Source organism: Christiangramia aquimixticola (genome assembly GCF_048285835.1).
Taxonomy (GTDB): Bacteria; Bacteroidota; Bacteroidia; order Flavobacteriales; family Flavobacteriaceae; genus Christiangramia; species Christiangramia aquimixticola.
On sequence record NZ_JBLVTL010000001.1, the window covers coordinates 702,569 to 724,512 of the forward strand.

Here is a 21,944-nt window from a genome sequence, read left to right on the forward strand (position 1 = left end):
CCTCTACCGTAATTCCCTGTTCTCTTAACCATGAATTCAGGCGGGTAAATCCTTTTTCTGAAATTACCACATCTTCAGAAATAGAGAAAATATTGGAGTTCATCTGGTACATCTCGTCCCTGGTAATTTCATATACATTGGCTCTTCCAAAATATTTGATCAACCAATTGTATTCCTCTTCATGTAAAAATCCATCTTTATATATAATTGCTTTATCCTTACCTACCGGCTGGAAACAACAATCCAAATGCAGGGCATTATCCTTGGCAATGCTATTGCTTTTCTTTAAACTGAAGGAAACCACTTTTTTATCAGGAAACAACTCCTGCAAAGCATCCACTGCCTGAAGATTGGTACGGGCGGTGATAAAGTTCCTGTAATCAGCTCCTTTATAGGTTCCCACAAAGATATGATCTCCCATGGGCATTACATCGCCACCTTCTATATGTGCTTCTTCGGGAAGCGTAACGATCTTAGAAGGATCTATTTGCTTCATCACATGATCTATCGCATCGATCTCCTGACCACGATCTGGCAGAATATTAGATTTTATGAACTTATCGTCTATAACAAATGCAATATCTCTTGTAAATATCTGATTATAATTTTCAATGATCTCAGGGCGGTAAACCTTGACATCATATTTTTCCAAAACCTCCGCTACAGATTCCATTTCCCTAACCATATCTTCTTCTTTGGGATAAGTTCCCGCGATGATATGTTCTTTGGATTTTGGATCATAAGCCTCTTCCAAAGTAGGGATAGGACCAATACTTTTTGCCGTACCCAGTACCACGGCTCTTAATCTGGAAGTTTCATTTGTTACATTCAATTTCATTTCTGAAGATTTTGGCAAATATAAAAAAGCTCCATACGATGATGAAGCTTTTTCTTTTATACATTATATAGGTTACAGTATCAATTATCTGCTTCCTAAAGGTTTAAAATCTCTTAGATTCTCACCAATATAAATTTGTCTTGGTCTACCAATTGGTTCTTTTCTTAACCTCATTTCTCTCCATTGTGCGATCCATCCCGGTAGTCTACCAAGAGCGAACATCACCGTGAACATATCCACAGGAATACCCAATGCGCGATAGATAATACCTGAGTAAAAGTCTACGTTAGGATATAGTTTTCTTTGTACGAAGTAGTCGTCTTCAAGAGCTTCTTTCTCAAGACCTTTAGCAATATCCAATACTGGATCCTCTACTCCTAATTGTCCAAGAACCTCATCTGCAGATCGTTTGATAATCTTAGCACGTGGATCGAAGTTCTTATAAACTCTATGCCCGAATCCCATAAGACGGAACGGATCGTCCTTGTCTTTGGCTTTTTGCATGAATTTATGAGTGTCTCCACCATCTTCTTTAATTCTCTCAAGCATTTCGATTACAGCCTGGTTAGCACCTCCATGAAGAGGACCCCATAAAGCTGAAATACCAGCAGAAATTGAAGCGAATAATCCGGCGTGAGAAGAACCTACCATTCTTACTGTTGAAGTAGAACAGTTTTGTTCGTGATCTGCATGAAGGATTAATAGTTTGTCAAGGGCATCGATAACCGCTTTATCCACACTATAAGTTTTGTTCGGTTTTTCGAACATCATTTTGTGAAGATTCTCAACATATCCCAGATCTTCATCACCATAGTTTAGCGGAAGACTGTTTTTCTTTCTTAGCGTCCAGGCTGCAAGAACCGGGAATTTTCCAAGGATCTTTACGATCGCTTTGTACATATCTTCTTCTGAAGAAACATCTACTGAAGATGGGTTAAAAGCAATTAGCGCACTTGTTAACGAAGAAAGTACTCCCATAGGGTGAGCAGATTTTGGAAATCCATCAAGGATCTTCTTCATCTCCTCATCAACATGAGATTGCTCTTTAATATCGTTTGTGAATTTCTCTAGCTGAGTTTTATTTGGAAGCTCACCAAAAATAAGCAAGTAAGCAACTTCTAAGAAATCAGCTTTTTCTGCAAGATCTTCAATAGCGTATCCACGGTATCTCAGGATTCCCTTTTCCCCGTCTAAAAATGTTATTGCACTCTCACAGCTTCCTGTATTTTTAAATCCGGGATCAAGAGTAATTAAGCCTGCTTCTGCACGCAGTTTCTTGATATCTACCCCTATTTCATCTTCGGTCCCCACAGTAATGGGAAACTCGTATTTCTTTCCATCAAATTCGAGAGTCGCTGTTTTAGACATATTATATATAGTTCTTTTTAGATTAATTTTTAAGATTTGCTAAATTACGAAATTTAGTGTTAAAATTATTTTAAGGAGAGTGAGGAAATTTCAGAAATCACCCTATTTTATTCACTTATCGTGAATTTTAACGAAGTACAGGCAAAAATTTTGAGGAGGTTTTAATAATAATGCCTTAAGAATGAGAAAAATCACCCATTCCTTTAATTTCTCTTACCCAATTTGGATAATAATGCAGCAGGAAAAAAGTATTTAAAGGAGTTAGAAAATTACAGCTTATAAAGATCTTTATAATATTGACCCACAGACTTCTCCCAGGTAAATCTGGTATTCCTGGCATTCTCACAAATCTCTTTCCACTTCTTTTTATCATTAAAAAACAGATCTACAGCTTCAGAAAATTTGGTCACGAAATCTTCAGTTTTTTCTTTTACCGTATTTCCATCAAAACTGAACCCCGTAACTCCATGCTCCACCGTGTCTTTTAATCCTCCGGTATTATGCACCAAACAAGGCTGCGCATTTCTCATCGCCAGCATTTGACTTATTCCACAAGGTTCAAACTGGCTTGGCATTAAATAAAGATCTGCTTCCTGATAAAGCATATCGATTATGCTTTCAGATTGTGCATTTACAAAGATCAGATTTTTGTGAACATAACTCGCTTCCCTAAAGATCAACTCATATTCCGGGGCACCTGTTCCCAAAAGAATATAAACACCATTGACCTCGGTTAGTTTTTGCATTAATGCAGGCAATAAATCTGGATCTTCTTTAAAGAAAAAGAATTTTTGTTCAGTTAACCGGGCGACACTGGTACAAATAAAATCCGGTTGTTTTTCCTGCCAGCGGGTTAGTTTCTCTCCGGTATGCGCCATGTAATGCGCCTTATAATCTTTTTTCTCCTCTTGCAGCCATCTAAAAAGCCTGCGAATTACCTGACGGAAAAGTATACCTTTTTCCACCTGATTCACGTTTGCGTAATTGGCTCCATTCAGGATCCCGAAAAGCCTGTTCTCTTCATTTGCTTTTTTAAGATCATCTTCCAGACCTTCTCCTCCAATAAAATGCGGCGGATTACTCGGTTTTTGAATATCATCCATGTAAGATGCCGAAACAGTATGCACCGCATCTGCCAGACGAATTCCAACAGCCATAAGGTTTATACAACCGGAATACCTTTTATCATACAATAACTCTTTATCATATTCAATTTCCGGAAAGAAGGCATCCACAGATGAAAAATTATCATTGAATGGTCTTATTCCCTGGATTGCAAGGTTATGGATAGAATACACAAAACGAATATTCTTTAAGCCTTTATAAATTGGATTGAACTTCCTCAGGAAAAGCAGCATACTGGTATGCCAGTCATGTAGATGTACTATGTCCAGTTTTCCAAAGATCCCATCTCTAATAGATGCCGCCACAGCAGTACAGAACAGGGAAAAAACATTTGCATCTGTAAAAAAGGGCTGATCCGGATCATTGTAATATATATGCGCTATGTCCCCGGCTTTAATATCGGGGTGGTGAATCACATAATGATGAATCCCATTAATTTCCTTTTTTGGCTGAACTTCATAGATCTCTCCAGCATGGGGAACTCCCCTGAAAACAAAGTTGATATCAGAAATTTTTGTGCCATTTTCCTGATGCAATCGGGAATATGATGGGGTTACCACAAAAACTTCATCTCCCTTCTCTGCTATTTGCCTTGGCACATCTCTTACTACGTCTCCCATCCCACCAGCTTTACAACGTGGGATCGCGTCATTCTCTGCCGCTACGAAAAGGAATTTAGATTTCAATTAAATAATGGATTTAGTTAGTTCGCATTTAAAATAATAATATTATTCATTTTATAAAATACGCAGAGTGTTAAGATAACATAATTGAAATAAAAAAGCCCCTTCAACAGAAGAGGCTTTAAAAATTTAAGAATAAAATTATTTTATCTTGAATGCTTTATCCTGCGGATAGTAAGCAACATCTCCTAATTCTTCCTCAATTCTAAGTAATTGATTGTACTTGGCCATACGATCACTTCGGGAAGCTGATCCTGTTTTGATCTGTCCGGTATTAAGAGCTACAGCAAGATCTGCAATAGTATTATCTTCAGTTTCTCCAGATCTATGAGACATTACAGAAGTATAACCTGCATTGTGCGCCATATTAACCGCTGCGATAGTTTCGGTTAAAGTACCAATCTGGTTAACCTTGATAAGAATGGAATTGGCAATATTTTCTTTGATCCCGCGACCAAGTCTTTCCACATTCGTTACAAAAAGGTCATCTCCAACCAGCTGAACTTTATCACCAATCTTATCTGTTACAGCTTTCCAACCTTCCCAGTCATTTTCATCCATTCCATCTTCAATAGAGATAATAGGATATTTAGAAGCTAATTCAGCAAGATATTCCGCCTGCTCTTCACTGGATCTAACCTGTCCTTTATCACCTTCAAATTTTGTATAATCATATTTGCCATCTACATAGAATTCAGCAGCGGCACAATCTAAAGCGATCATCACATCTTTCCCCGGATTATATCCCGCTTTTTTAATAGCGTTCATAATGGTATCCAGAGCATCTTCAGTTCCATCCAGAGTTGGTGCAAAACCACCTTCATCTCCTACAGCGGTACTTAAACCACGGTCATGAAGAACTTTCTTAAGATTATGGAAAATTTCAGTTCCCATTTTTAAGGCATGAGAAAAGCTTTCAGCCATTACAGGCATTATCATGAATTCCTGAAATGCGATTGGCGCATCACTATGCGAACCACCGTTTATAATATTCATCATTGGTACCGGAAGTGTATTTGCACTTACTCCTCCAACATAACGATATAACGGCATGTTAAGCTCATTCGCTGCTGCTTTAGCAACTGCTAAAGAAACTCCAAGAATAGCATTTGCTCCAAGTTTAGATTTATTAGGCGTGCCGTCAAGATCTATCATGGTCTGGTCTATAAGGTTCTGCTCAAAAACAGAAAACCCTAAAAGCTTTGAAGCGATCTCACCATTTACGTTATCTACTGCAGTGGCAACTCCTTTCCCCATATAATCATCACCTCCATCACGAAGCTCAACAGCTTCATGTTCTCCGGTAGAAGCTCCTGAAGGAACAGCTGCCCTTCCCATTATTCCATTTTCTGTAATAACATCTACCTCTACAGTAGGGTTTCCTCGTGAATCAAAGATTTGCCTTGCGTGAATATCTAAAATAGCGCTCATTTTCTTATTTTGTTTGTTAGTTGAACAACTTGCAAGATACAAAGACGAGCTTAAAAAAGCGACTGAGATAGTTAGTTTTAAGGCATCTATAACAACTAATCACACTAAAACGTTTTCGGAATTATAGAACCGCACCTAAACTGAAAAATCCCCATTAGCAATGAGGATTTGTTCAAATAATTGCAGATATGCTAATTATTAAAATAGTTTATACCCAACTATAAAATTTATACTTTGATAAGTGCTTTTCCAATCGAGATCATAATTTTTATCTACAGATTGATCCCCGTTTACCCGATTTGTTAAAAATCGAACTTCAAAATCCAGTTTATTATCCCAGCTATAACCTGCTCCTAAACCAAGCCCCATTCCAAAATCAAGAGATTCCAGGACCGGATCCATATTTCTATTAGTATTGGCAAATTCTATTTTCGAGGAAACAAGCATATCCAGGTTCACTCCAAGATTAGTGAAAATTCGTGATTGCTCATTCAGATACATGTAATAACGAATTCCGGTAAAAACATTAATGGAATTGTACTGTACTTTTAAATCGGCATCGAATTCCCTATCTACGAAGATCTCATCACTAAAACTTCTATACATAGGTTCCAATAGTGCTGACCATTTATTCTTATTATAACTGAAGTTATATTCCAGGGCCGCGCCTACACGAAAATCCATTCCGCTTAATTGAGTTCCTGCTGCCACGTAACTGTTATCTACTTCCATTGAGCCAAAACCAACACCCAGTTTAGGGACAAAGTTTAATTTACCCGATGATTTACTGCTTAACTTAACATCAAAATCATTCCCTTTACATTCATTATATTTTGCAAAAAATGATACCAGATCTTTCTCCTTATAATCTGTCAAAGGAATTCGGGATTCATTTCCACCACATTTGAAATTATTAGATAATTGTTGTTTGAATCTATTATTAACACCAACTTTCCCGTTAACCAAATAGTTTTTGAATATTAAAGGCTGCACTTCCTCTCCCGTGGTCTTATAGAAAAATCTTTCGATATTATTTCGTCGGTAAGACAGTAGCGCCGTTTCTGCTTCCACCAGATACCTTAGAAATACTGTTTGATTCACGAACTCCGGTGAACGTTGTTGCGACATATCATGTATTTCGTTCGAAGATATATCAAGCTGAACATTGAACTTTTTAAAATGATAAGCTCCAACTTCAAATCCCATAATTTCATTTAAGGATACAGTTACAGGTTGGGCAGATGCAGAAGATTTAAATAAGATATCTGCAGGGGTATAATTCCAATCAAGATTTTTGATAAGTCCCTCTACTCGCTGGCCAGTGTTATTTATATAGTAGCCTTGCTCAAATTCGATTTAAGCAGTTAGTGAAAGATTAAAAAGCAGCACAAAGGCAATTAGAAGTTTGTTCATGGTTAGTTTTGTTAAAAAACGCCAATAATAAGACTATCTAATAAGCCTTGCAATTTTACTTTATTCCAAAGCGTAATAAAAAAAGCCGGAATTGAATTCCGGCTTTTTGAATCTTTAAAAATTAAATGATTTAGGCTTTAGCCCTTTCTAATCTTTCGATGAACTCATCAAATAAATAACTCGCATCGTGTGGTCCCGGGCTTGCTTCCGGGTGATATTGAACAGAAAAGACATTCTTACTCTTCATAGCCAGTCCGCCAACGGTGCCATCATTTAAACATACATGAGTGATCTCTACATCCGGATGAGCTTCAGTTTGTTCCTTATCAACAGAGAAACCGTGATTTTGAGAGGTGATCTCTCCTTTCCCGGTTTTCATGTTCTTTACTGGGTGATTGATCCCGCGATGCCCGTGATGCATCTTATAGGTATTAATACCATTAGCCAGAGCAATTATTTGGTGACCAAGGCATATCCCGAATAACGGGTGATCATTATCGATAATGGTTTTAGCCACTTTAATGGCACTATCCAGTGGTTGCGGATCTCCAGGACCGTTAGACAGGAAGTAACCATCAGGATTCCACTCCTTCATTTCCTCATAGGTAGCATCATAAGGGAATACCTTGATATAAGCATCCCTTTCGGCAAGGTTTCTTAAAATATTGGTTTTGATCCCAACATCTAAGGCCGCCACTTTATATTTTGCATTCTCGTCACCATAGAAATATGGTTCAGCAGTAGATACTTTAGAAGCCAGCTCAAGTCCATCCATATTGGGCACTTGTTTAAGTTCTTCTTTAAGTTTTTCTACATTATCAACATCTGTAGAAATAATAGCATTCATTGCCCCATTTTCACGGATGTAAGTAACCAGCGCTCTGGTATCCACATCAGAAATAGCAAAGATGTTATTCCTATCAAGAAATTGTTCAAGGGTACTATCGGCTGAAGGGCGTGCCTGGGTATAACTAAAGTTTTTACAGATTAACCCGGCAATTTTTGCACCATCAGATTCATTTTCCTCTTCGCGGGTTCCATAATTTCCAATGTGAGCATTGGTGGTCACCATCAATTGTCCAAAATAAGAAGGGTCTGTAAAGATCTCCTGGTACCCGGTCATCCCTGTATTGAAACAAACTTCACCGGTAGCTTTTCCATCTTTATTTCCTACGGCTTTTCCATAAAAAATGGTTCCGTCTTCAAGCAATATGATCGCTTTTCTTTTAGCCTGATATTTCATAGTTGTGTTATTGTTGTGGCTGTAAAATTAATCAATTAATGTACGGGTATAAAAAAAGGATAAACTATTAAAGTTTATCCTTTTAAAATTTAGATCGTGAAAAGATTCATTACTATTCCTCTTTTTTATCGTCTTTCTTTTCTGCCTTTGGCTCTTCAGCTTTTGGCGCTTCGTTTTGCTGAGCAGAAGTTTCTTCAGTTTTCTTCTTCCCTGCACGACGCGTAGACTTTTTCTTCTTAGGCTTATCAACACCGTAAGTTTCGTTGAAATCTACAAGTTCGATCATTGCCATTTCAGCAGCATCACCAAGACGACTACCAAGTTTGATAACTCTGGTATATCCTCCCGGACGATCACCTACTTTAGGAGCAACTTCGCGAAACAGTTCAGTAACCGCTTCTTTACTTCTTAGCTTACTAAACACAAGACGTCTGTTGTGAGTAGTATCTTCTTTACATTTTGTTACAAGCGGCTCTACAAATACTTTTAGAGCTTTTGCTTTAGCAACAGTTGTATTGATACGCTTATGCTCAATTAGGGAACATGCCATATTCGCAAGCATTGCCTTACGATGTGCAGTTTGTCTACCTAAATGGTTTATTTTCTTTCCGTGTCTCATGACATTTTATATTTCATCATCTTGCTCAACCCACTTTGAGGAGCAAACTATGACGGTTATTATATTGTGGCTATCAGTTTTGAAATGAATCCAAAAACTGACTAGTCCTTATCTAGTTTATATTTTGAAAGATCCATTCCAAAGTTAAGACCTTTGTTGCTTACAAGCTCTTCAAGTTCAGTAAGTGATTTTTTACCGAAGTTTCTAAACTTCATAAGATCATTCTTGTTGTAAGACACAAGGTCTCCAAGAGTGTCAACTTCAGCAGCTTTAAGACAGTTTAAGGCTCTTACTGAAAGATCAAGATCTACCAACTTGGTTTTAAGAAGTTGTCTCATGTGAAGAGATTCTTCATCATAAGTTTCAGTTTGTGCGATCTCATCAGCCTCAAGAGTGATTCTCTCATCAGAGAATAACATGAAGTGGTGGATAAGAGTCTTAGCAGCTTCAGTCAAAGCATCTTTAGGATGAATTGAACCATCACTGATAATTTCAAATACCAGTTTTTCATAATCAGTCTTCTGCTCAACACGGTAGTTCTCGATGCTGTATTTTACATTCTTAATAGGAGTGTAAATAGAGTCAGTGAAAATTGTACCTAGTGGAGCATTGGCTTTCTTGTTTTCTTCCGCCGGAACGTAACCTCTACCTTTTTCAATAGTGATCTCCATGTTCAGGCTTACTTTCTTATCCATATGACAGATCACTAGATCTGGATTTAGGATTTGAAAACCTGAGATGAATTTTTGAAAATGACCGGCAGTTAATTGCTCCTCTCCGGATACAGAAATAGTAACCGATTCGTTATCGATCTCTTCGATTTGTCTCTTAAATCTGACTTGTTTCAGGTTAAGGATAATCTCGGTTACATCTTCCACTACACCAGCGATGGTTGAGAACTCGTGATCTACCCCTTCAATTCTTACTGAAGTGATCGCGAAACCTTCCAGAGAAGATAAAAGCACTCGTCTTAAAGCGTTACCAACGGTCAATCCATATCCAGGTTCCAAAGGGCGAAATTCAAATTTCCCTTCGAAATCTGTAGAATCAATCATTATAACTTTATCGGGCTTCTGAAAATTTAGTATTGCCATATTTAGACTTCTGTGTGAATTATTATTTCGAATATAATTCGACTATAAATTGCTCATTAATGTTTTCAGGAATCTGAACTCTTCCAGGAACAGAAACAAAAGTTCCTTCTTTCTTTTCTGAATTCCATGAAATCCATTCGTAAACACTGCTGTTATTTGATAATGATTCCTGTACTACAGCAAGTGATTTAGACTTTTCTCTAACACCTACAACGTCACCAGGTTTAAGCTGGTAAGAAGGGATGTTTACAAGTTCACCATTAACAGTGATGTGACGGTGACCTACTAATTGACGAGCAGCTCTTCTTGATGGAGCAACACCCATACGGTACACCACATTGTCTAAACGAGATTCACATAATTGAAGAAGAACCTCACCAGTAATTCCCTGGGCACGGGTTGCTTTTTCAAACATGTTACGGAATTGACGCTCAAGGATACCATAAGTATACTTGGCTTTTTGCTTCTCCATTAACTGGATAGCATATTCAGATTTTTTTCCACGACGACGGTTGTTACCGTGCTGTCCCGGAGGATAATTTCTTTTTTCGAAAGATTTGTCGTCACCAAAAATAGCTTCACCGAATTTACGGGCTATTTTAGTTTTTGGACCAGTATATCTTGCCATTACTATAGTTATTTTAGAAAGGGATTATGAATTAAGGCATTAGTCCTTCGATAATCTAAATCCTCTCCTATTGTTAAATTTATTAAACTCGACGTCTCTTAGGTGGACGACAACCGTTGTGTGGAAGTGGAGTAATATCGATAATTTCTGTAACCTCGATACCACTGTTATGAACCGCTCTAATAGCAGATTCTCTACCATTTCCAGGACCTTTTACGTATACTTTTACTTTACGCAAACCAGCTTCATGTGCTACTTTCGAAGCATCTTCAGCAGCTAGCTGTGCAGCGTAAGGAGTATTTTTCTTAGATCCTCTAAAGCCCATCTTACCAGCAGATGACCATGCTACAACATCACCCTTTTTATTAGTAAGGGAAATAATGATATTGTTGAAAGATGCAGTAACGTGAGCTTCACCGTTTGCTTCAACGATAACTTTACGTTTCTTCTGAGTCTTACCGGCCTTTTGATTTGTCTTCTTTGCCATACTACTTACTATTTAGTCGCTTTTTTCTTGTTAGCAACTGTTTTTCTTCTACCTTTTCTGGTTCTGGAGTTGTTCTTAGTTCTCTGACCTCTTAAAGGTAATCCAGCTCTGTGACGGATCCCTCTGTAACAACCAATGTCCATAAGACGCTTGATGCTCATCTGAACTTCAGTACGTAACTCACCTTCGATTGTAAACTGACCAACGGCTTCACGAATCTTACCGATTTCATCATCGTCCCAATCAGAAACTTTCTTACTCTCGTCTACTTTAGCTTGTGCAAGTATCTCTTGAGCCCTGCTTCTGCCAATTCCGAAGATATAGGTCAATGCTATAACTCCTCGCTTTTGTTTAGGTATATCTACCCCTGCAATTCTTGCCATAATTAGCCTTGTCTTTGTTTAAATCTAGGATTCTTTTTGTTAATTACGTAAAGGCGCCCTTTCCTGCGAACTATTTTGCAGTCGGCACTTCTCTTTTTTATTGATGCTCTAACTTTCATCTTATCTCTTTTTAATTCACGAACAGAGCATTAACTCCTGGCGTGAAATTTTTAGCCGTCATAAATTTTTCAGAGTGCAAAAGTATAAAAAATTTATAACAAGCTGAAAATTACTTTTTAGTATCTGTAAGTTATTCGAGCCTTACTTAAATCATAAGGACTCATTTCCAGTTTCACCTTATCTCCCGGAAGCAATTTAATGTAATGCATACGCATCTTCCCAGAGATATGGGCAGTCACTACGTGACCATTTTCCAATTCTACCCGAAACATTGCATTAGACAATGCTTCAATGATAGTTCCGTCCTGTTCAATCGCTGCTTGCTTTGCCATAATTAAGCTACTGCTTTTCTGTTTTTACCTGATTTCATTAATCCGTCATAGTGTCTATTTAACAAGTAAGAATTCACTTGTTGCATAGTATCTATTGCAACTCCAACCATAATTAAAAGCGAGGTACCTCCAAAGAATAGAGCCCAACCCTGTTGTACACCCAACAAGGAATAAACAATCGCAGGGAACACTGCAATTAGCGCCAAGAATATAGATCCAGGCAGGGTTATCTGAGACATAATGCGATCCAGATATTCAGAAGTTTCACTTCCAGGACGAATCCCGGGAATAAAACCACCGCTTCTCTTAAGATCATCAGCCATTTTGTTAGTTGGAACAGTGATCGCCGTATAGAAATACGTGAAAATGATGATCAATAAGGCGAACACAAGGTTGTACCAAAATCCAAATATATTCTGAAATGCAGCTGTTACACCCTGAGCGGTATCAGATTCTGATAAACCGGCCAAAGCCACGGGAATGAACATGATCGCCTGAGCGAAAATGATAGGCATTACCCCAGATGCATTCAATTTTAATGGAATATATTGTCTTGATCCAAAAACATTCTTTTCATAACCACCAGTAGCAGATCTTCTGGCATATTGTACCGGGATTTGACGAACTGCCATAACCAGCATAACTGAAGCCATAATAATGGCAAACCAGATAACTAATTCGATTAGTATCATTACAAGACCACCGTTCGATTCAAATACTCTTGAAGCGAATTCCTGAATAAAAGCTTGTGGCAATGTGGCAATAATACCAACCATAATTAACAATGAAATACCGTTACCAATACCTTTATCTGTGATCTTTTCACCCAGCCACATCGCAAAAATGGTACCTGTGGTAAGGATGATCACAGAAGAAATAACAAATGTTAAGTTATCTCCAAGTAAAAATGCTTCTCCAGGTAAGGTCGCAAACAGGTTATAGATATAACCAGGACCCTGCACCAAAGTAATCGCAATGGTTAACCAACGAGTGATCTGATTGATTTTCTTACGTCCGCTTTCGCCTTCTTTCTGCAACTTCTGTAAATAAGGAATTGCAATTCCCATTAACTGCACAACAATCGAAGCAGAGATATAAGGCATGATCCCTAATGCAAATACAGATGCATTCGAGAATGCACCTCCGGTAAAGGCATTAAGAAGACCTAACAGTCCACTATCGGTTTGATTGGCTAAGTTGGAAAGCTGAGCGGCATCGATTCCGGGAAGCACTACTTGCGCCCCGAATCGATATACCAAAAGCAAACCGAGGGTTACTAAAATTCTATTTTTTAGCTCCTCGATTTTCCAAATATTTTTAATCGTATTGATGAATTTCATTTGTTTATCTATTATAAAGTAACAACTTCACCTCCGGCAGCTTCAATAGCTTCTTTCGCTGAGGCCGTAAATTTATGAACAGATATTTTCAACTTAGCTTTTAATTCACCTCTACCTAATATCTTAACAAGCTCGTTTTTCCCAGCAAGACCGTTTTCAACCAACACGTCCATATCCACTGTATCTTTGATTCTTCCTTCATCTACAAGAGATTGAAGAGTATCAAGGTTAATACCCTGGTATACTTTACGGTTACGGTTTGTGAATCCAAACTTTGGAACACGTCTTTGAAGTGGCATCTGCCCACCTTCAAAACCAATCTTTTTGGAATAACCTGAACGTGACTTGGCACCTTTGTGACCTCTGGTAGCGGTTCCACCTTTACCAGATCCTTCACCACGACCAATACGCTTGCTATTTCTTCTAACTGAACCTTCTGCAGGTTTTAAGTTACTTAAATCCATGAGAGATTATTATTTGGTTTCTTCTACAGAAACTAAGTGTTTAACTTTATTTACCATACCAAGGATGTTTGGCGTATCGTCATGCTCAACCGTCTGCCCAATTCTTTTAAGTCCTAATGACTCAAGAACAAGCTTTTGATTCTTAGTGCGATTGATAGCACTTTTTACTTTTGTGACTTTTATCTTTCCCATCTTATTCCTTGATTTATCCTTTAAATACCTTTTCTAATGAAACACCTCTTTGTTTTGCAACAGTTTCGGCACTTCTCAATTGTAATAAGGCATCAAAAGTAGCTTTTACAACGTTGTGAGGGTTTGAAGACCCCTGGTTCTTAGAAAGTACATCATGTACTCCTACAGATTCCAATACCGCACGAATCGCACCACCAGCAATAATACCGGTACCCGCAGCAGCAGGAAGAAGCATTACTCTTGCTCCACCGTACTTACCTTTTTGTTCGTGAGGTAAAGTTCCTTTATGCAAAGGAATTCGTACCAGATTTTTCTTAGCGTCTTCCACCGCTTTAGAGATAGCATCTGCCACTTCCTTAGATTTTCCAAGTCCCTGACCTACTACGCCATTCTCATCTCCAACTACAACAATAGCAGAGAATCCAAAAGCTCTACCACCTTTTGTAACCTTAGTAACACGTTGTACTCCAACCAAACGGTCTTTCAATTCAAGACCTCCTGGTTTTACATGTTCTACGTTTTTATAATCTTGATACATAATTTTCTAGAATTTTAGTCCTCCTTCGCGAGCACCTTCTGCTAATGATTTAACTCTACCGTGATATAAATATCCACCTCTATCAAAAGAGATTGTATCTATTCCGGCTTTCTTCGCTTTCTCTGCGATAGCTTTACCTACCATCTGAGCCTGCTCTTTTCTATCTGCAGAAGCAGAAGCGATATCCTTATCTCTTGAAGAAGCTGAAGCTAAAGTCTTACCTTCTACGTCGTCAATGATCTGTGCATAAATCTCTTTATTGCTTCTAAAAACAGATAATCTAGGACGGCTTGTTGTTCCAACGATATCCTTACGGATACGTTTTCTGATTTTATTTCTTCTATCTTGTTTTGACACTGCCATAACTAAACTTTATTAAGCTGATTTACCTGCTTTTCTTCTCAATTGCTCTCCTACAAACTTAATACCTTTTCCTTTGTACGGCTCAGGTTTTCTGAATGAACGGATCTTCGCTGCAACTTGTCCAACAAGTTGTTTGTCATGAGAAGTAAGCTTCACAATAGGATTCTTACCTTTTTCTGAGATTGTCTCCACTTTAACTTCGGGAGCCAAATCTAGCACAATATTATGTGAAAAACCAACGGCAAGATCTAACTTGTTCCCCTGGTTGCTCGCACGGTAACCTACACCAACTAATTCTAGTTCTTTAGTGTATCCGTTTGTAACACCTTCAATCATATTGTTCACCAAAGCACGGTAAAGACCGTGTTTTGCTTTTTGATCACTTTTATCTGAAGAACGCTCGAAAGTAATTACATTATCTTCGATTTTTACATCGATGTCTTTTACTTCCTGCTTAAGCTCTCCTAATTTTCCTTTTACCGTTACCACACCGTCTTTGTGCTCAACTGTAACACCTTCCGGGATCGTAACTGGGTTTTTACCTATTCTTGACATTTCTTTAGTCTTTTAAGTATTAGTAAACGTAGCACAATACCTCACCACCAACTTTCTCAGCTTGCGCTTGCTTTCCAGTCATTACTCCGTGAGAAGTAGACACGATCGCGATTCCAAGACCGTTAAGGATCCTTGGGATTTCTGTTGATCCGGCGTATTTACGTAAACCAGGTTTACTTATTCTTTGAATTTTCTTGATTACCGGCTCTTTTGTTACTTTATCATACTTAAGAGCAATCTTGATGGTTCCCTGAGCGGTATTATCTTCGAATTTGTAACTAAGGATATATCCCTGATCGAATAATATCTTGGTGATCTCTTTTTTAACATTGGAAGCAGGAATTTCCACAACTCTGTGGTTTGCAGCATTTGCATTCCTGATTCTTGTTAGGTAATCTGCAATAGGATCTGTATTCATCTATCTTTGTTTGCGGATGTGGTTTTCATTTATTTGAACCTTCATCCAATTTATAATTTTTACCAGCTTGCTTTCTTAACACCTGGGATAAGACCCTGGTTAGCCATTTCTCTGAACATTACTCGAGAAAGACCAAATTGTCTCATGTACCCTTTAGGTCTACCTGTTAATTTACATCTGTTATGTAAACGAACTGGAGAAGAGTTCTTTGGTAATTTTTGTAAACCTTCGAAATCACCTGCTTCTTTAAGCGCAGCTCTTTTCTCAGCGTACTTTTTTACCAATTTCTGTCTTTTTACCTCACGGGCTTTCATTGATTCTTTAGCCATAATTAGTTCTTTTTAAAAGGTAATCCTAGTTCAGTTAACAATGCTTTAGCTTCTTTATCGGTTTCAGCAGAGGTAACAAAAGTGATATCCATCCCGGCAATTCTATTTACCGCATCGATATCGATCTCTGGGAAAATGATTTGCTCAGTGATCCCTAAGTTATAGTTTCCTCTCCCGTCAAATCCAGTAGATTTGATCCCGTTAAAATCACGTACACGTGGCAAAGCACTCGTGATTAACCTGTCTAAGAATTCATACATTCTATATCCACGTAAAGTAACTTTAGCCCCAATTGGCATTCCCTTACGCAACTTGAACGATGCAACATCCTTTTTAGAGATAGTAGATACCGCTTTTTGACCACTGATTGCAGTTAATTCGTCGATAGCGTGCTCGATAAGTTTCTTATCTGCAACTGCTCCACCAACTCCACGGCTAATTACTATTTTCTCAAGTTTTGGCACCTCCATAATATTGGAGTAGCTGAATTCTTCCTTAAGAGTATTCTTTACTCTCTCGTTATATTCCTGTCTAAGTCTTGGTACGTATGCCATAACTATATTACTTCATTAGATTTTTTGGAAAATCTCACCTTCTTTCCATCTTCTTCTCTGTAACCTACTCGCGTAGTTTCACCGTTCTTATCGATAAGTGAAAGATTAGAAATATGGATAGGAGCTTCTTTCTCCTTAATACCACCTTGTGGGTTAGAAGCACTTGGCTTCTCATGCTTAGAGATCATATTAACCCCTTCCACAATGGCTTTATTCTTTTCTATAAGTACCTTCTGCACCTTACCTTCTTTACCTTTATGGTCTCCAGCAATTACGCGAACAGTATCTCCTGATTTTATTTTAAGCTTTGTCATTTTTTTAATGTATTAAAGCACTTCTGGTGCCAATGATACAATTTTCATGAATTGCTTATCACGAAGTTCACGTGCTACAGGTCCAAATACACGAGTACCGCGCATTTCTCCCTGTGGGCCTAGTAGTACACATGCATTATCATCAAAACGGATATAAGATCCGTCTGGTCTGCGTACTTCTTTTCTGGTACGAACAACAACTGCTGTTGAAACTGCACCCTTCTTGATATTTCCGTTAGGTGTAGCTTCTTTTACACTGACAACTATCTTGTCTCCAACAGATGCGTATCTTTTCTTTGTACCTCCTAATACTCGAATAGCTAAAACTTCTTTAGCTCCGGTATTATCTGCTACTTTTAGTCTGGACTCTTGTTGTACCATGATTACTTCGCTCTTTCAATTATTTCTACTAATCTCCAAGTCTTGGATTTACTTAAAGGTCGTGTTTCCATGATCTTTACAGTATCACCTTCGTTGCAGTCGTTATTTTCGTCGTGTGCTACGTATTTTTTCGTTTTCAAAACGAATTTTCCATACATAGGGTGTTTTACTTTTTTCACTTCAGAAACCACAATGGATTTCTGCATTTTGTTACTTGTAACTACCCCTACACGCTCTTTTCTTAAGTTTCTTTTTTCCATCTTTCAGCAGAATAACAATTATTGTTGTTCTCTTTTAGTTAACTCTGTAGCTAATCTCGCCACTTTTCTCCTTTCAGTTCTCAACTGTATCGGATTTTCCAAAGGCGAAACAGCATGAGCCATTTTTAAATCTGAATAAGCTTTACGAGACTTACCAAGTTCTTCTTGCAATTCTGCAACAGACATTTCTTTTACTTCTGATTGTTTCATAATTCCAATATTATTCTTGATAATCTCTAGCTACAACAAATTTTGTTCTCACAGGAAGTTTTTGTGCTGCAAGACGTAGCGCCTCTTTAGCAGTTGCCATTGGTACTCCACCAATTTCAAACATAATTCTTCCTGGTTTTACTACAGCTGCCCAATATTCAACGGCACCTTTACCTTTACCCATACGTACTTCAAGAGGTTTCTTTGTGATAGGCTTATCCGGGAAAATTTTGATCCAGATAGATCCTTCTCTTTTCATATAACGGGTAGCGGCGATACGCGCTGCTTCTATTTGACGTGCAGTAACAAAGCTGGAATCCATTGATTTGATTCCAAAAGTACCATTTGAAAGTCTATGTCCTCTTTGAGACAAGCCCTTCATACGGCCTTTTTGTTGCTTACGGTATTTCGTTCTTTTAGGTTGTAACATTTTTTCTTTCCTTTAAAAAATTACTTTCTACGACGTGCTTTGTTTCCACCTCGTCCGGCTCCGGATTTCTTACCTTGGTTCTTTGCAAGGCCAACAAGAGGCGAAAGCTCTCTTTTTCCGTATACCTCACCTTTCATGATCCATACTTTAACACCCAATCTACCATAAGTAGTGTGCGCTTCAACTAAAGCATAGTCAATATCAGCCCTAAAAGTTGACAAAGGTATTCTCCCATCTTTATATGATTCTGAACGTGCCATTTCAGCACCGTTTAGACGTCCGGAGATCTCAATTTTGATTCCTTCAGCGTTCATTCTCATTGCAGCCGCGATAGCCATTTTAATTGCACGACGGTAAGAGATACGATTCTCAATTTGTCTGGCAACACTTGCACCCACCAGGTGAGCATCAAGTTCTGGCCTCTTAATCTCAAAGATGTTGATTTGAACTTCCTTGTCGGTAATCTTTTTAAGCTCTTCCTTAAGCTTGTCTACCTCTTGACCACCTTTCCCGATAATGATACCAGGTCTTGCAGTAGTGATAGTAACGGTTACAAGCTTAAGCGTGCGCTCGATGATTACACGCGATACACTCGCTTTAGAAAGACGAGCATGGATGTACTTTCTAATCTTATCGTCTTCGGCAAGTTTATCACCGTAGTCATTACCTCCGTACCAGTTGGATTCCCAACCTCTAATGATACCAAGGCGATTTCCGATTGGATTTGTTTTTTGTCCCATACTATCTCTTAGCTTTGTGTATTATTGTTTGCTCCAAGCACCAATGTTACGTGGTTGGATCTCTTTCTAATTCGGTGTGCACGACCCTGTGGAGCAGGACGAAGTCTTTTTAACATACTTCCTCCATCTACACGAATCTCTTTCACAAATAATTCAGCTTCTTCAAGATTTGCATCTTCGTTTTTAGCTTGCCAGTTGGCAATTGCAGAAACTAAAAGTTTCTCTAAACGGTTGGATGCTTCTTTCTTGCTGAATTTTAAAATATGAAGCGCTTTTTCTACTTTCTCACCTCTTACTAGATCCGCCATAAGACGCATTTTTCTAGGCGAAGTAGGGCAGTTATTTAACTTTGCAAAAGCTACCTGTTTCTTGGCTTCTTTTATTTGCTCTGCTCTTTCTCTTTTACGAACTCCCATAGCTTCAATTATTTTCTACCTTTATTTTTTGCACCTGCGTGTCCTCTGAAAGAACGTGTTGGTGAAAATTCTCCTAGTTTATGACCTACCATGTTCTCAGTTACATACACAGGAACAAATTGTTTCCCGTTGTGTACCGCGATAGTTTGTCCTACGAAATCTGGAGTAATCATAGAAGCTCTAGACCAGGTTTTGATCACGGCTTTCTTTCCTGACTCAACATTCTGAGCCACTTTTTGTTCCAGTTTGTAATGAACGAAAGGTCCTTTTTTTAATGAACGTGCCATATCTTATTATTTCTTTCTAGTCTTTCTACGTTCTACAATATATTTATTACTCGCCTTCGTTTTTGAGCGGGTCTTGAATCCTTTAGCAGGAAGACCTTTTCTTGAACGTGGGTGACCACCTGAAGCTCTACCTTCACCACCACCCATTGGGTGATCGACTGGGTTCATCGCTACTGGTCTTGTTCTTGGTCTGATACCCAACCATCTGCTTCTACCGGCTTTACCACCGATTAATAGCTGATGATCACTGTTGGAAACAGCTCCTATTGTTGCCATACATAAAGCAAGAACTCTACGAATCTCACCTGAAGGCAATTTAATAGTTGCATACTTTCCTTCTCTTGCCAATAACTGAGCAAAAGCACCTGCACTACGTGCCATAACAGCACCTTGTCCTGGTCTTAGCTCGATACAAGAGATAACAGTACCCAAAGGAATGTTTGCCAATGGCATTGCATTCCCAATTTCAGGAGCAGCAGCTTCGTTAGCCGAAACTATGTTCTGACCTACCTGAAGTCCGTTTTGAGCAATAATATACCTTTTCTCACCGTCTTGATAGTTCAATAATGCGATAAAGGCCGTTCTGTTTGGATCGTATTCTATAGACGCAACTGTAGCAGGAATTCCCTGCTTATCACGTTTAAAATCGATAACTCGGTAACGTCTTTTGTGACCACCACCTTTGTAGCGCATGGTCATCTTACCCTGACTGTTTCTACCACCTGATTTTTTTATCGGCGCCAATAGGCTTTTCTCCGGCTTATCAGTAGTAATGGCGTCATACCCATTAACTACTCTAAAACGCTGACCAGGTGTAATTGGTTTTAATTTTCTAACTGACATTCTTTAATCTTAAAGATTACTGTATAAATCAATAGTTTCACCTTCCGCCACCTGTACTACTGCTTTTTTGTAAGCATTAGTTTTACCAGTGATCATACCAGACTTTGTGTACTTGGTTTTACGATCAGGGCGGACATTCATAGTTCGAACTTTAGTAACAGATACGCCATAAGCAGATTCGATCGCGTCCTTGATCTGAATCTTATTAGCCTTGTTACTTACTACAAACGTGAAACGATTATTCATCTCACTATCTGAAGTAGCTTTTTCTGTAATAACAGGTTTAATCAAGATGCTCATAACGGTTTATTAACTTAAATTCGACTCAATTCCTTCTAAAGAACCTTCTAGAAATACGATATTTTTAGCGTTCAGAATCTTGTAAGTACTTAATTCTGAGCTACTTATCACTTCCGAGGTCTTTAAATTGCGCGACGACAAATATACGTTTTTATTTGTGTCACCCAACACTATTAGAGATTTTTTACTTTCAATACCCAGAGCCTTAAGAACTTCCATGAAGTTTTTAGTCTTTGGAGAATCGAATGTGAAATCCTCTACTACCATAATTGCCTTATCATTTGCTTTGATAGAAAGCGCAGATTTTCTTGCAAGACGCTTAAGGTTCTTGTTCAGTTTAAAACTGTAGTTCCTTGGTCTTGGTCCAAAAACACGTCCACCACCTTTGAAGATAGGAGACTTGATACTACCTGCTCTTGCAGTACCAGTACCTTTTTGTTTTTTGATCTTACGAGTAGAACCCGCGATCTCTGCTCTTTCCTTAGCTTTATGAGTACCCTGACGTTGGTTAGCCAGGTATTGTTTAACATCAAGATAAACAGCGTGCTCATTAGGCTCTATAGCGAAAACAGAATCAGAAAGCTGAGCTTTTCTGCCTGTTTCTTTTCCTTTAATATCTAAAACTGCTACTTCCATTACTTACTAATGATTACGTATGAGTTTTTATGTCCTGGCACACATCCTTTAACAACTAAAAGATTCTTATCTGCCACAACCTTCAAAACTTTAAGGTTTTCAACTTTTACTCTCTCACCGCCCATTCTTCCGGCCATCTTCATTCCCTTGAATACTCTCGCAGGATAAGAAGCCGCTCCAATAGAACCGGGAGCTCTTAATCTGTTGTGCTGACCGTGAGTGGCCTGTCCAACTCCTCCAAAACCGTGTCTCTTAACTACACCCTGGAATCCTTTTCCTTTAGATGTACCTGCGATATCCACAAATTCACCTTCTTTGAAATGATCCACGGTAACAGAGTCACCTAATTTGTAATCTTCATTGTAACCCTGGAATTCAACGACTTTACGCTTTGCAACGCTTCCTGCTTTTTTAGCATGCCCTTCAGCAGCTTTATTTACAGTCTTTTTGTCATCGAAACCAAGTTGAAGTGCTTCATACCCGTCAACCTCTTTGGTTCTGACTTGGGTAACCACGCATGGTCCAGCTTCAATTACGGTACATGGGATGTTTTTCCCATTTTCGTCGAAGATGCTGGTCATACCGATCTTTTTTCCTATTAACCCAGACA

34 protein-coding genes are annotated in these 21,944 nt (G+C 38.5%); all 34 read right to left on the reverse strand.

Annotation, left to right across the window (positions count from 1 at the left end; genetic code table 11):
• Positions 1 to 838 (reverse strand): dimethylarginine dimethylaminohydrolase family protein (locus tag ACNKXV_RS03190; protein WP_417906252.1); only part of this gene is annotated, 838 nt, incomplete at its 3' end.
• Positions 839 to 922: 84 nt separating this feature from the next.
• A complete protein-coding gene (locus ACNKXV_RS03195) occupies positions 923 to 2,206 on the reverse strand; it encodes a citrate synthase (protein WP_417906253.1) in 1,284 nt (427 codons plus the stop codon).
• Between the two features lie 269 nt (positions 2,207 to 2,475).
• Positions 2,476 to 4,017 carry a glycogen synthase gene (locus ACNKXV_RS03200; RefSeq protein WP_417906254.1) on the reverse strand — a complete coding sequence of 514 codons (1,542 nt, stop codon included), beginning with the start codon at positions 4,015 to 4,017 and terminating at the stop codon, positions 2,476 to 2,478.
• A 138-nt stretch (positions 4,018 to 4,155) separates the two neighbouring features.
• Entirely contained in the window at positions 4,156 to 5,445 is a 1,290-nt protein-coding gene (gene eno, locus ACNKXV_RS03205; protein WP_417906255.1) for a phosphopyruvate hydratase, read from the reverse strand.
• 198 nt (positions 5,446 to 5,643) lie between these two features.
• Entirely contained in the window at positions 5,644 to 6,651 is a 1,008-nt protein-coding gene (locus ACNKXV_RS03210; RefSeq protein WP_417906256.1) for an outer membrane beta-barrel protein, read from the reverse strand.
• A 337-nt stretch (positions 6,652 to 6,988) separates the two neighbouring features.
• Positions 6,989 to 8,101, reverse strand: coding sequence for a glutamine-hydrolyzing carbamoyl-phosphate synthase small subunit (carA, locus tag ACNKXV_RS03215; RefSeq protein ID WP_417906257.1), 1,113 nt, complete (start codon positions 8,099 to 8,101; stop codon positions 6,989 to 6,991).
• 112 nt (positions 8,102 to 8,213) lie between these two features.
• Entirely contained in the window at positions 8,214 to 8,720 is a 507-nt protein-coding gene (gene rplQ, locus ACNKXV_RS03220) for a 50S ribosomal protein L17 (protein ID WP_417906258.1), read from the reverse strand.
• A gap of 101 nt (positions 8,721 to 8,821) precedes the next feature.
• Positions 8,822 to 9,814 carry a DNA-directed RNA polymerase subunit alpha gene (locus tag ACNKXV_RS03225; RefSeq protein ID WP_417906259.1) on the reverse strand — a complete coding sequence of 331 codons (993 nt, stop codon included), beginning with the start codon at positions 9,812 to 9,814 and terminating at the stop codon, positions 8,822 to 8,824.
• Between the two features lie 22 nt (positions 9,815 to 9,836).
• Positions 9,837 to 10,442 (reverse strand): 30S ribosomal protein S4, encoded by a 606-nt coding sequence (rpsD, locus tag ACNKXV_RS03230; RefSeq protein ID WP_417906260.1) that lies wholly within the window; start codon positions 10,440 to 10,442, stop codon positions 9,837 to 9,839.
• An 82-nt stretch (positions 10,443 to 10,524) separates the two neighbouring features.
• The gene (gene rpsK / locus ACNKXV_RS03235) at positions 10,525 to 10,929 is read right to left on the reverse strand and encodes a 30S ribosomal protein S11 (protein ID WP_417906261.1); all 405 of its coding nucleotides are present in this window, start codon (positions 10,927 to 10,929) and stop codon (positions 10,525 to 10,527) included.
• An 8-nt stretch (positions 10,930 to 10,937) separates the two neighbouring features.
• Positions 10,938 to 11,312 carry a 30S ribosomal protein S13 gene (rpsM, locus tag ACNKXV_RS03240; RefSeq protein ID WP_089666516.1) on the reverse strand — a complete coding sequence of 125 codons (375 nt, stop codon included), beginning with the start codon at positions 11,310 to 11,312 and terminating at the stop codon, positions 10,938 to 10,940.
• 2 nt (positions 11,313 to 11,314) lie between these two features.
• The gene (gene ykgO / locus ACNKXV_RS03245) at positions 11,315 to 11,431 is read right to left on the reverse strand and encodes a type B 50S ribosomal protein L36 (RefSeq protein ID WP_010519235.1); all 117 of its coding nucleotides are present in this window, start codon (positions 11,429 to 11,431) and stop codon (positions 11,315 to 11,317) included.
• A gap of 117 nt (positions 11,432 to 11,548) precedes the next feature.
• Positions 11,549 to 11,764 (reverse strand): translation initiation factor IF-1, encoded by a 216-nt coding sequence (infA, locus tag ACNKXV_RS03250; protein ID WP_123216423.1) that lies wholly within the window; start codon positions 11,762 to 11,764, stop codon positions 11,549 to 11,551.
• Positions 11,765 to 11,766: 2 nt separating this feature from the next.
• Positions 11,767 to 13,104 carry a preprotein translocase subunit SecY gene (gene secY / locus ACNKXV_RS03255; RefSeq protein ID WP_417906262.1) on the reverse strand — a complete coding sequence of 446 codons (1,338 nt, stop codon included), beginning with the start codon at positions 13,102 to 13,104 and terminating at the stop codon, positions 11,767 to 11,769.
• An 11-nt stretch (positions 13,105 to 13,115) separates the two neighbouring features.
• Positions 13,116 to 13,568, reverse strand: a complete 453-nt coding sequence (rplO, locus tag ACNKXV_RS03260) for a 50S ribosomal protein L15 (protein WP_417906263.1) — start codon at positions 13,566 to 13,568, stop codon at positions 13,116 to 13,118.
• A gap of 9 nt (positions 13,569 to 13,577) precedes the next feature.
• Positions 13,578 to 13,760 (reverse strand): 50S ribosomal protein L30, encoded by a 183-nt coding sequence (rpmD, locus tag ACNKXV_RS03265; RefSeq protein ID WP_208012724.1) that lies wholly within the window; start codon positions 13,758 to 13,760, stop codon positions 13,578 to 13,580.
• A gap of 13 nt (positions 13,761 to 13,773) precedes the next feature.
• Entirely contained in the window at positions 13,774 to 14,298 is a 525-nt protein-coding gene (gene rpsE / locus ACNKXV_RS03270) for a 30S ribosomal protein S5 (protein WP_011710679.1), read from the reverse strand.
• Positions 14,299 to 14,304: 6 nt separating this feature from the next.
• Positions 14,305 to 14,661 carry a 50S ribosomal protein L18 gene (gene rplR / locus ACNKXV_RS03275; RefSeq protein ID WP_417906264.1) on the reverse strand — a complete coding sequence of 119 codons (357 nt, stop codon included), beginning with the start codon at positions 14,659 to 14,661 and terminating at the stop codon, positions 14,305 to 14,307.
• A gap of 12 nt (positions 14,662 to 14,673) precedes the next feature.
• Positions 14,674 to 15,216, reverse strand: a complete 543-nt coding sequence (gene rplF / locus ACNKXV_RS03280) for a 50S ribosomal protein L6 (protein ID WP_417906265.1) — start codon at positions 15,214 to 15,216, stop codon at positions 14,674 to 14,676.
• A gap of 19 nt (positions 15,217 to 15,235) precedes the next feature.
• Positions 15,236 to 15,634, reverse strand: a complete 399-nt coding sequence (gene rpsH, locus ACNKXV_RS03285) for a 30S ribosomal protein S8 (protein ID WP_417906266.1) — start codon at positions 15,632 to 15,634, stop codon at positions 15,236 to 15,238.
• A gap of 59 nt (positions 15,635 to 15,693) precedes the next feature.
• The gene (gene rpsN, locus ACNKXV_RS03290; protein WP_417906267.1) at positions 15,694 to 15,963 is read right to left on the reverse strand and encodes a 30S ribosomal protein S14; all 270 of its coding nucleotides are present in this window, start codon (positions 15,961 to 15,963) and stop codon (positions 15,694 to 15,696) included.
• A gap of 2 nt (positions 15,964 to 15,965) precedes the next feature.
• Complete coding sequence (gene rplE, locus ACNKXV_RS03295) at positions 15,966 to 16,517, reverse strand: 50S ribosomal protein L5 (RefSeq protein WP_417906268.1); 552 nt, start codon at positions 16,515 to 16,517, stop codon at positions 15,966 to 15,968.
• 2 nt (positions 16,518 to 16,519) lie between these two features.
• Positions 16,520 to 16,831 carry a 50S ribosomal protein L24 gene (gene rplX, locus ACNKXV_RS03300; protein ID WP_417906269.1) on the reverse strand — a complete coding sequence of 104 codons (312 nt, stop codon included), beginning with the start codon at positions 16,829 to 16,831 and terminating at the stop codon, positions 16,520 to 16,522.
• A 12-nt stretch (positions 16,832 to 16,843) separates the two neighbouring features.
• Positions 16,844 to 17,212, reverse strand: a complete 369-nt coding sequence (gene rplN, locus ACNKXV_RS03305; RefSeq protein WP_026933550.1) for a 50S ribosomal protein L14 — start codon at positions 17,210 to 17,212, stop codon at positions 16,844 to 16,846.
• Between the two features lie 2 nt (positions 17,213 to 17,214).
• Positions 17,215 to 17,472, reverse strand: coding sequence for a 30S ribosomal protein S17 (rpsQ, locus tag ACNKXV_RS03310; RefSeq protein ID WP_011710687.1), 258 nt, complete (start codon positions 17,470 to 17,472; stop codon positions 17,215 to 17,217).
• An 18-nt stretch (positions 17,473 to 17,490) separates the two neighbouring features.
• Positions 17,491 to 17,682, reverse strand: a complete 192-nt coding sequence (rpmC, locus tag ACNKXV_RS03315; protein ID WP_141876839.1) for a 50S ribosomal protein L29 — start codon at positions 17,680 to 17,682, stop codon at positions 17,491 to 17,493.
• Between the two features lie 10 nt (positions 17,683 to 17,692).
• Complete coding sequence (rplP, locus tag ACNKXV_RS03320) at positions 17,693 to 18,112, reverse strand: 50S ribosomal protein L16 (RefSeq protein WP_108172303.1); 420 nt, start codon at positions 18,110 to 18,112, stop codon at positions 17,693 to 17,695.
• Between the two features lie 20 nt (positions 18,113 to 18,132).
• Entirely contained in the window at positions 18,133 to 18,852 is a 720-nt protein-coding gene (gene rpsC, locus ACNKXV_RS03325) for a 30S ribosomal protein S3 (RefSeq protein WP_417906270.1), read from the reverse strand.
• Positions 18,853 to 18,860: 8 nt separating this feature from the next.
• The gene (gene rplV / locus ACNKXV_RS03330; RefSeq protein ID WP_011710691.1) at positions 18,861 to 19,268 is read right to left on the reverse strand and encodes a 50S ribosomal protein L22; all 408 of its coding nucleotides are present in this window, start codon (positions 19,266 to 19,268) and stop codon (positions 18,861 to 18,863) included.
• An 8-nt stretch (positions 19,269 to 19,276) separates the two neighbouring features.
• Positions 19,277 to 19,555 carry a 30S ribosomal protein S19 gene (gene rpsS / locus ACNKXV_RS03335; RefSeq protein WP_011710692.1) on the reverse strand — a complete coding sequence of 93 codons (279 nt, stop codon included), beginning with the start codon at positions 19,553 to 19,555 and terminating at the stop codon, positions 19,277 to 19,279.
• Positions 19,556 to 19,561: 6 nt separating this feature from the next.
• Positions 19,562 to 20,398, reverse strand: coding sequence for a 50S ribosomal protein L2 (gene rplB, locus ACNKXV_RS03340; protein WP_417906271.1), 837 nt, complete (start codon positions 20,396 to 20,398; stop codon positions 19,562 to 19,564).
• Positions 20,399 to 20,407: 9 nt separating this feature from the next.
• Entirely contained in the window at positions 20,408 to 20,698 is a 291-nt protein-coding gene (gene rplW / locus ACNKXV_RS03345; RefSeq protein WP_417906272.1) for a 50S ribosomal protein L23, read from the reverse strand.
• A 9-nt stretch (positions 20,699 to 20,707) separates the two neighbouring features.
• Positions 20,708 to 21,334: a 50S ribosomal protein L4 gene (gene rplD, locus ACNKXV_RS03350; RefSeq protein WP_417906273.1), complete on the reverse strand. Its 627-nt coding sequence runs from the start codon at positions 21,332 to 21,334 to the stop codon at positions 20,708 to 20,710.
• The coding region (gene rplC, locus ACNKXV_RS03355; RefSeq protein ID WP_417906274.1) for a 50S ribosomal protein L3 at positions 21,334 to 21,944 on the reverse strand (611 nt) is incomplete at its 5' end. The genes rplC and rplD, both read right to left, overlap by 1 nt.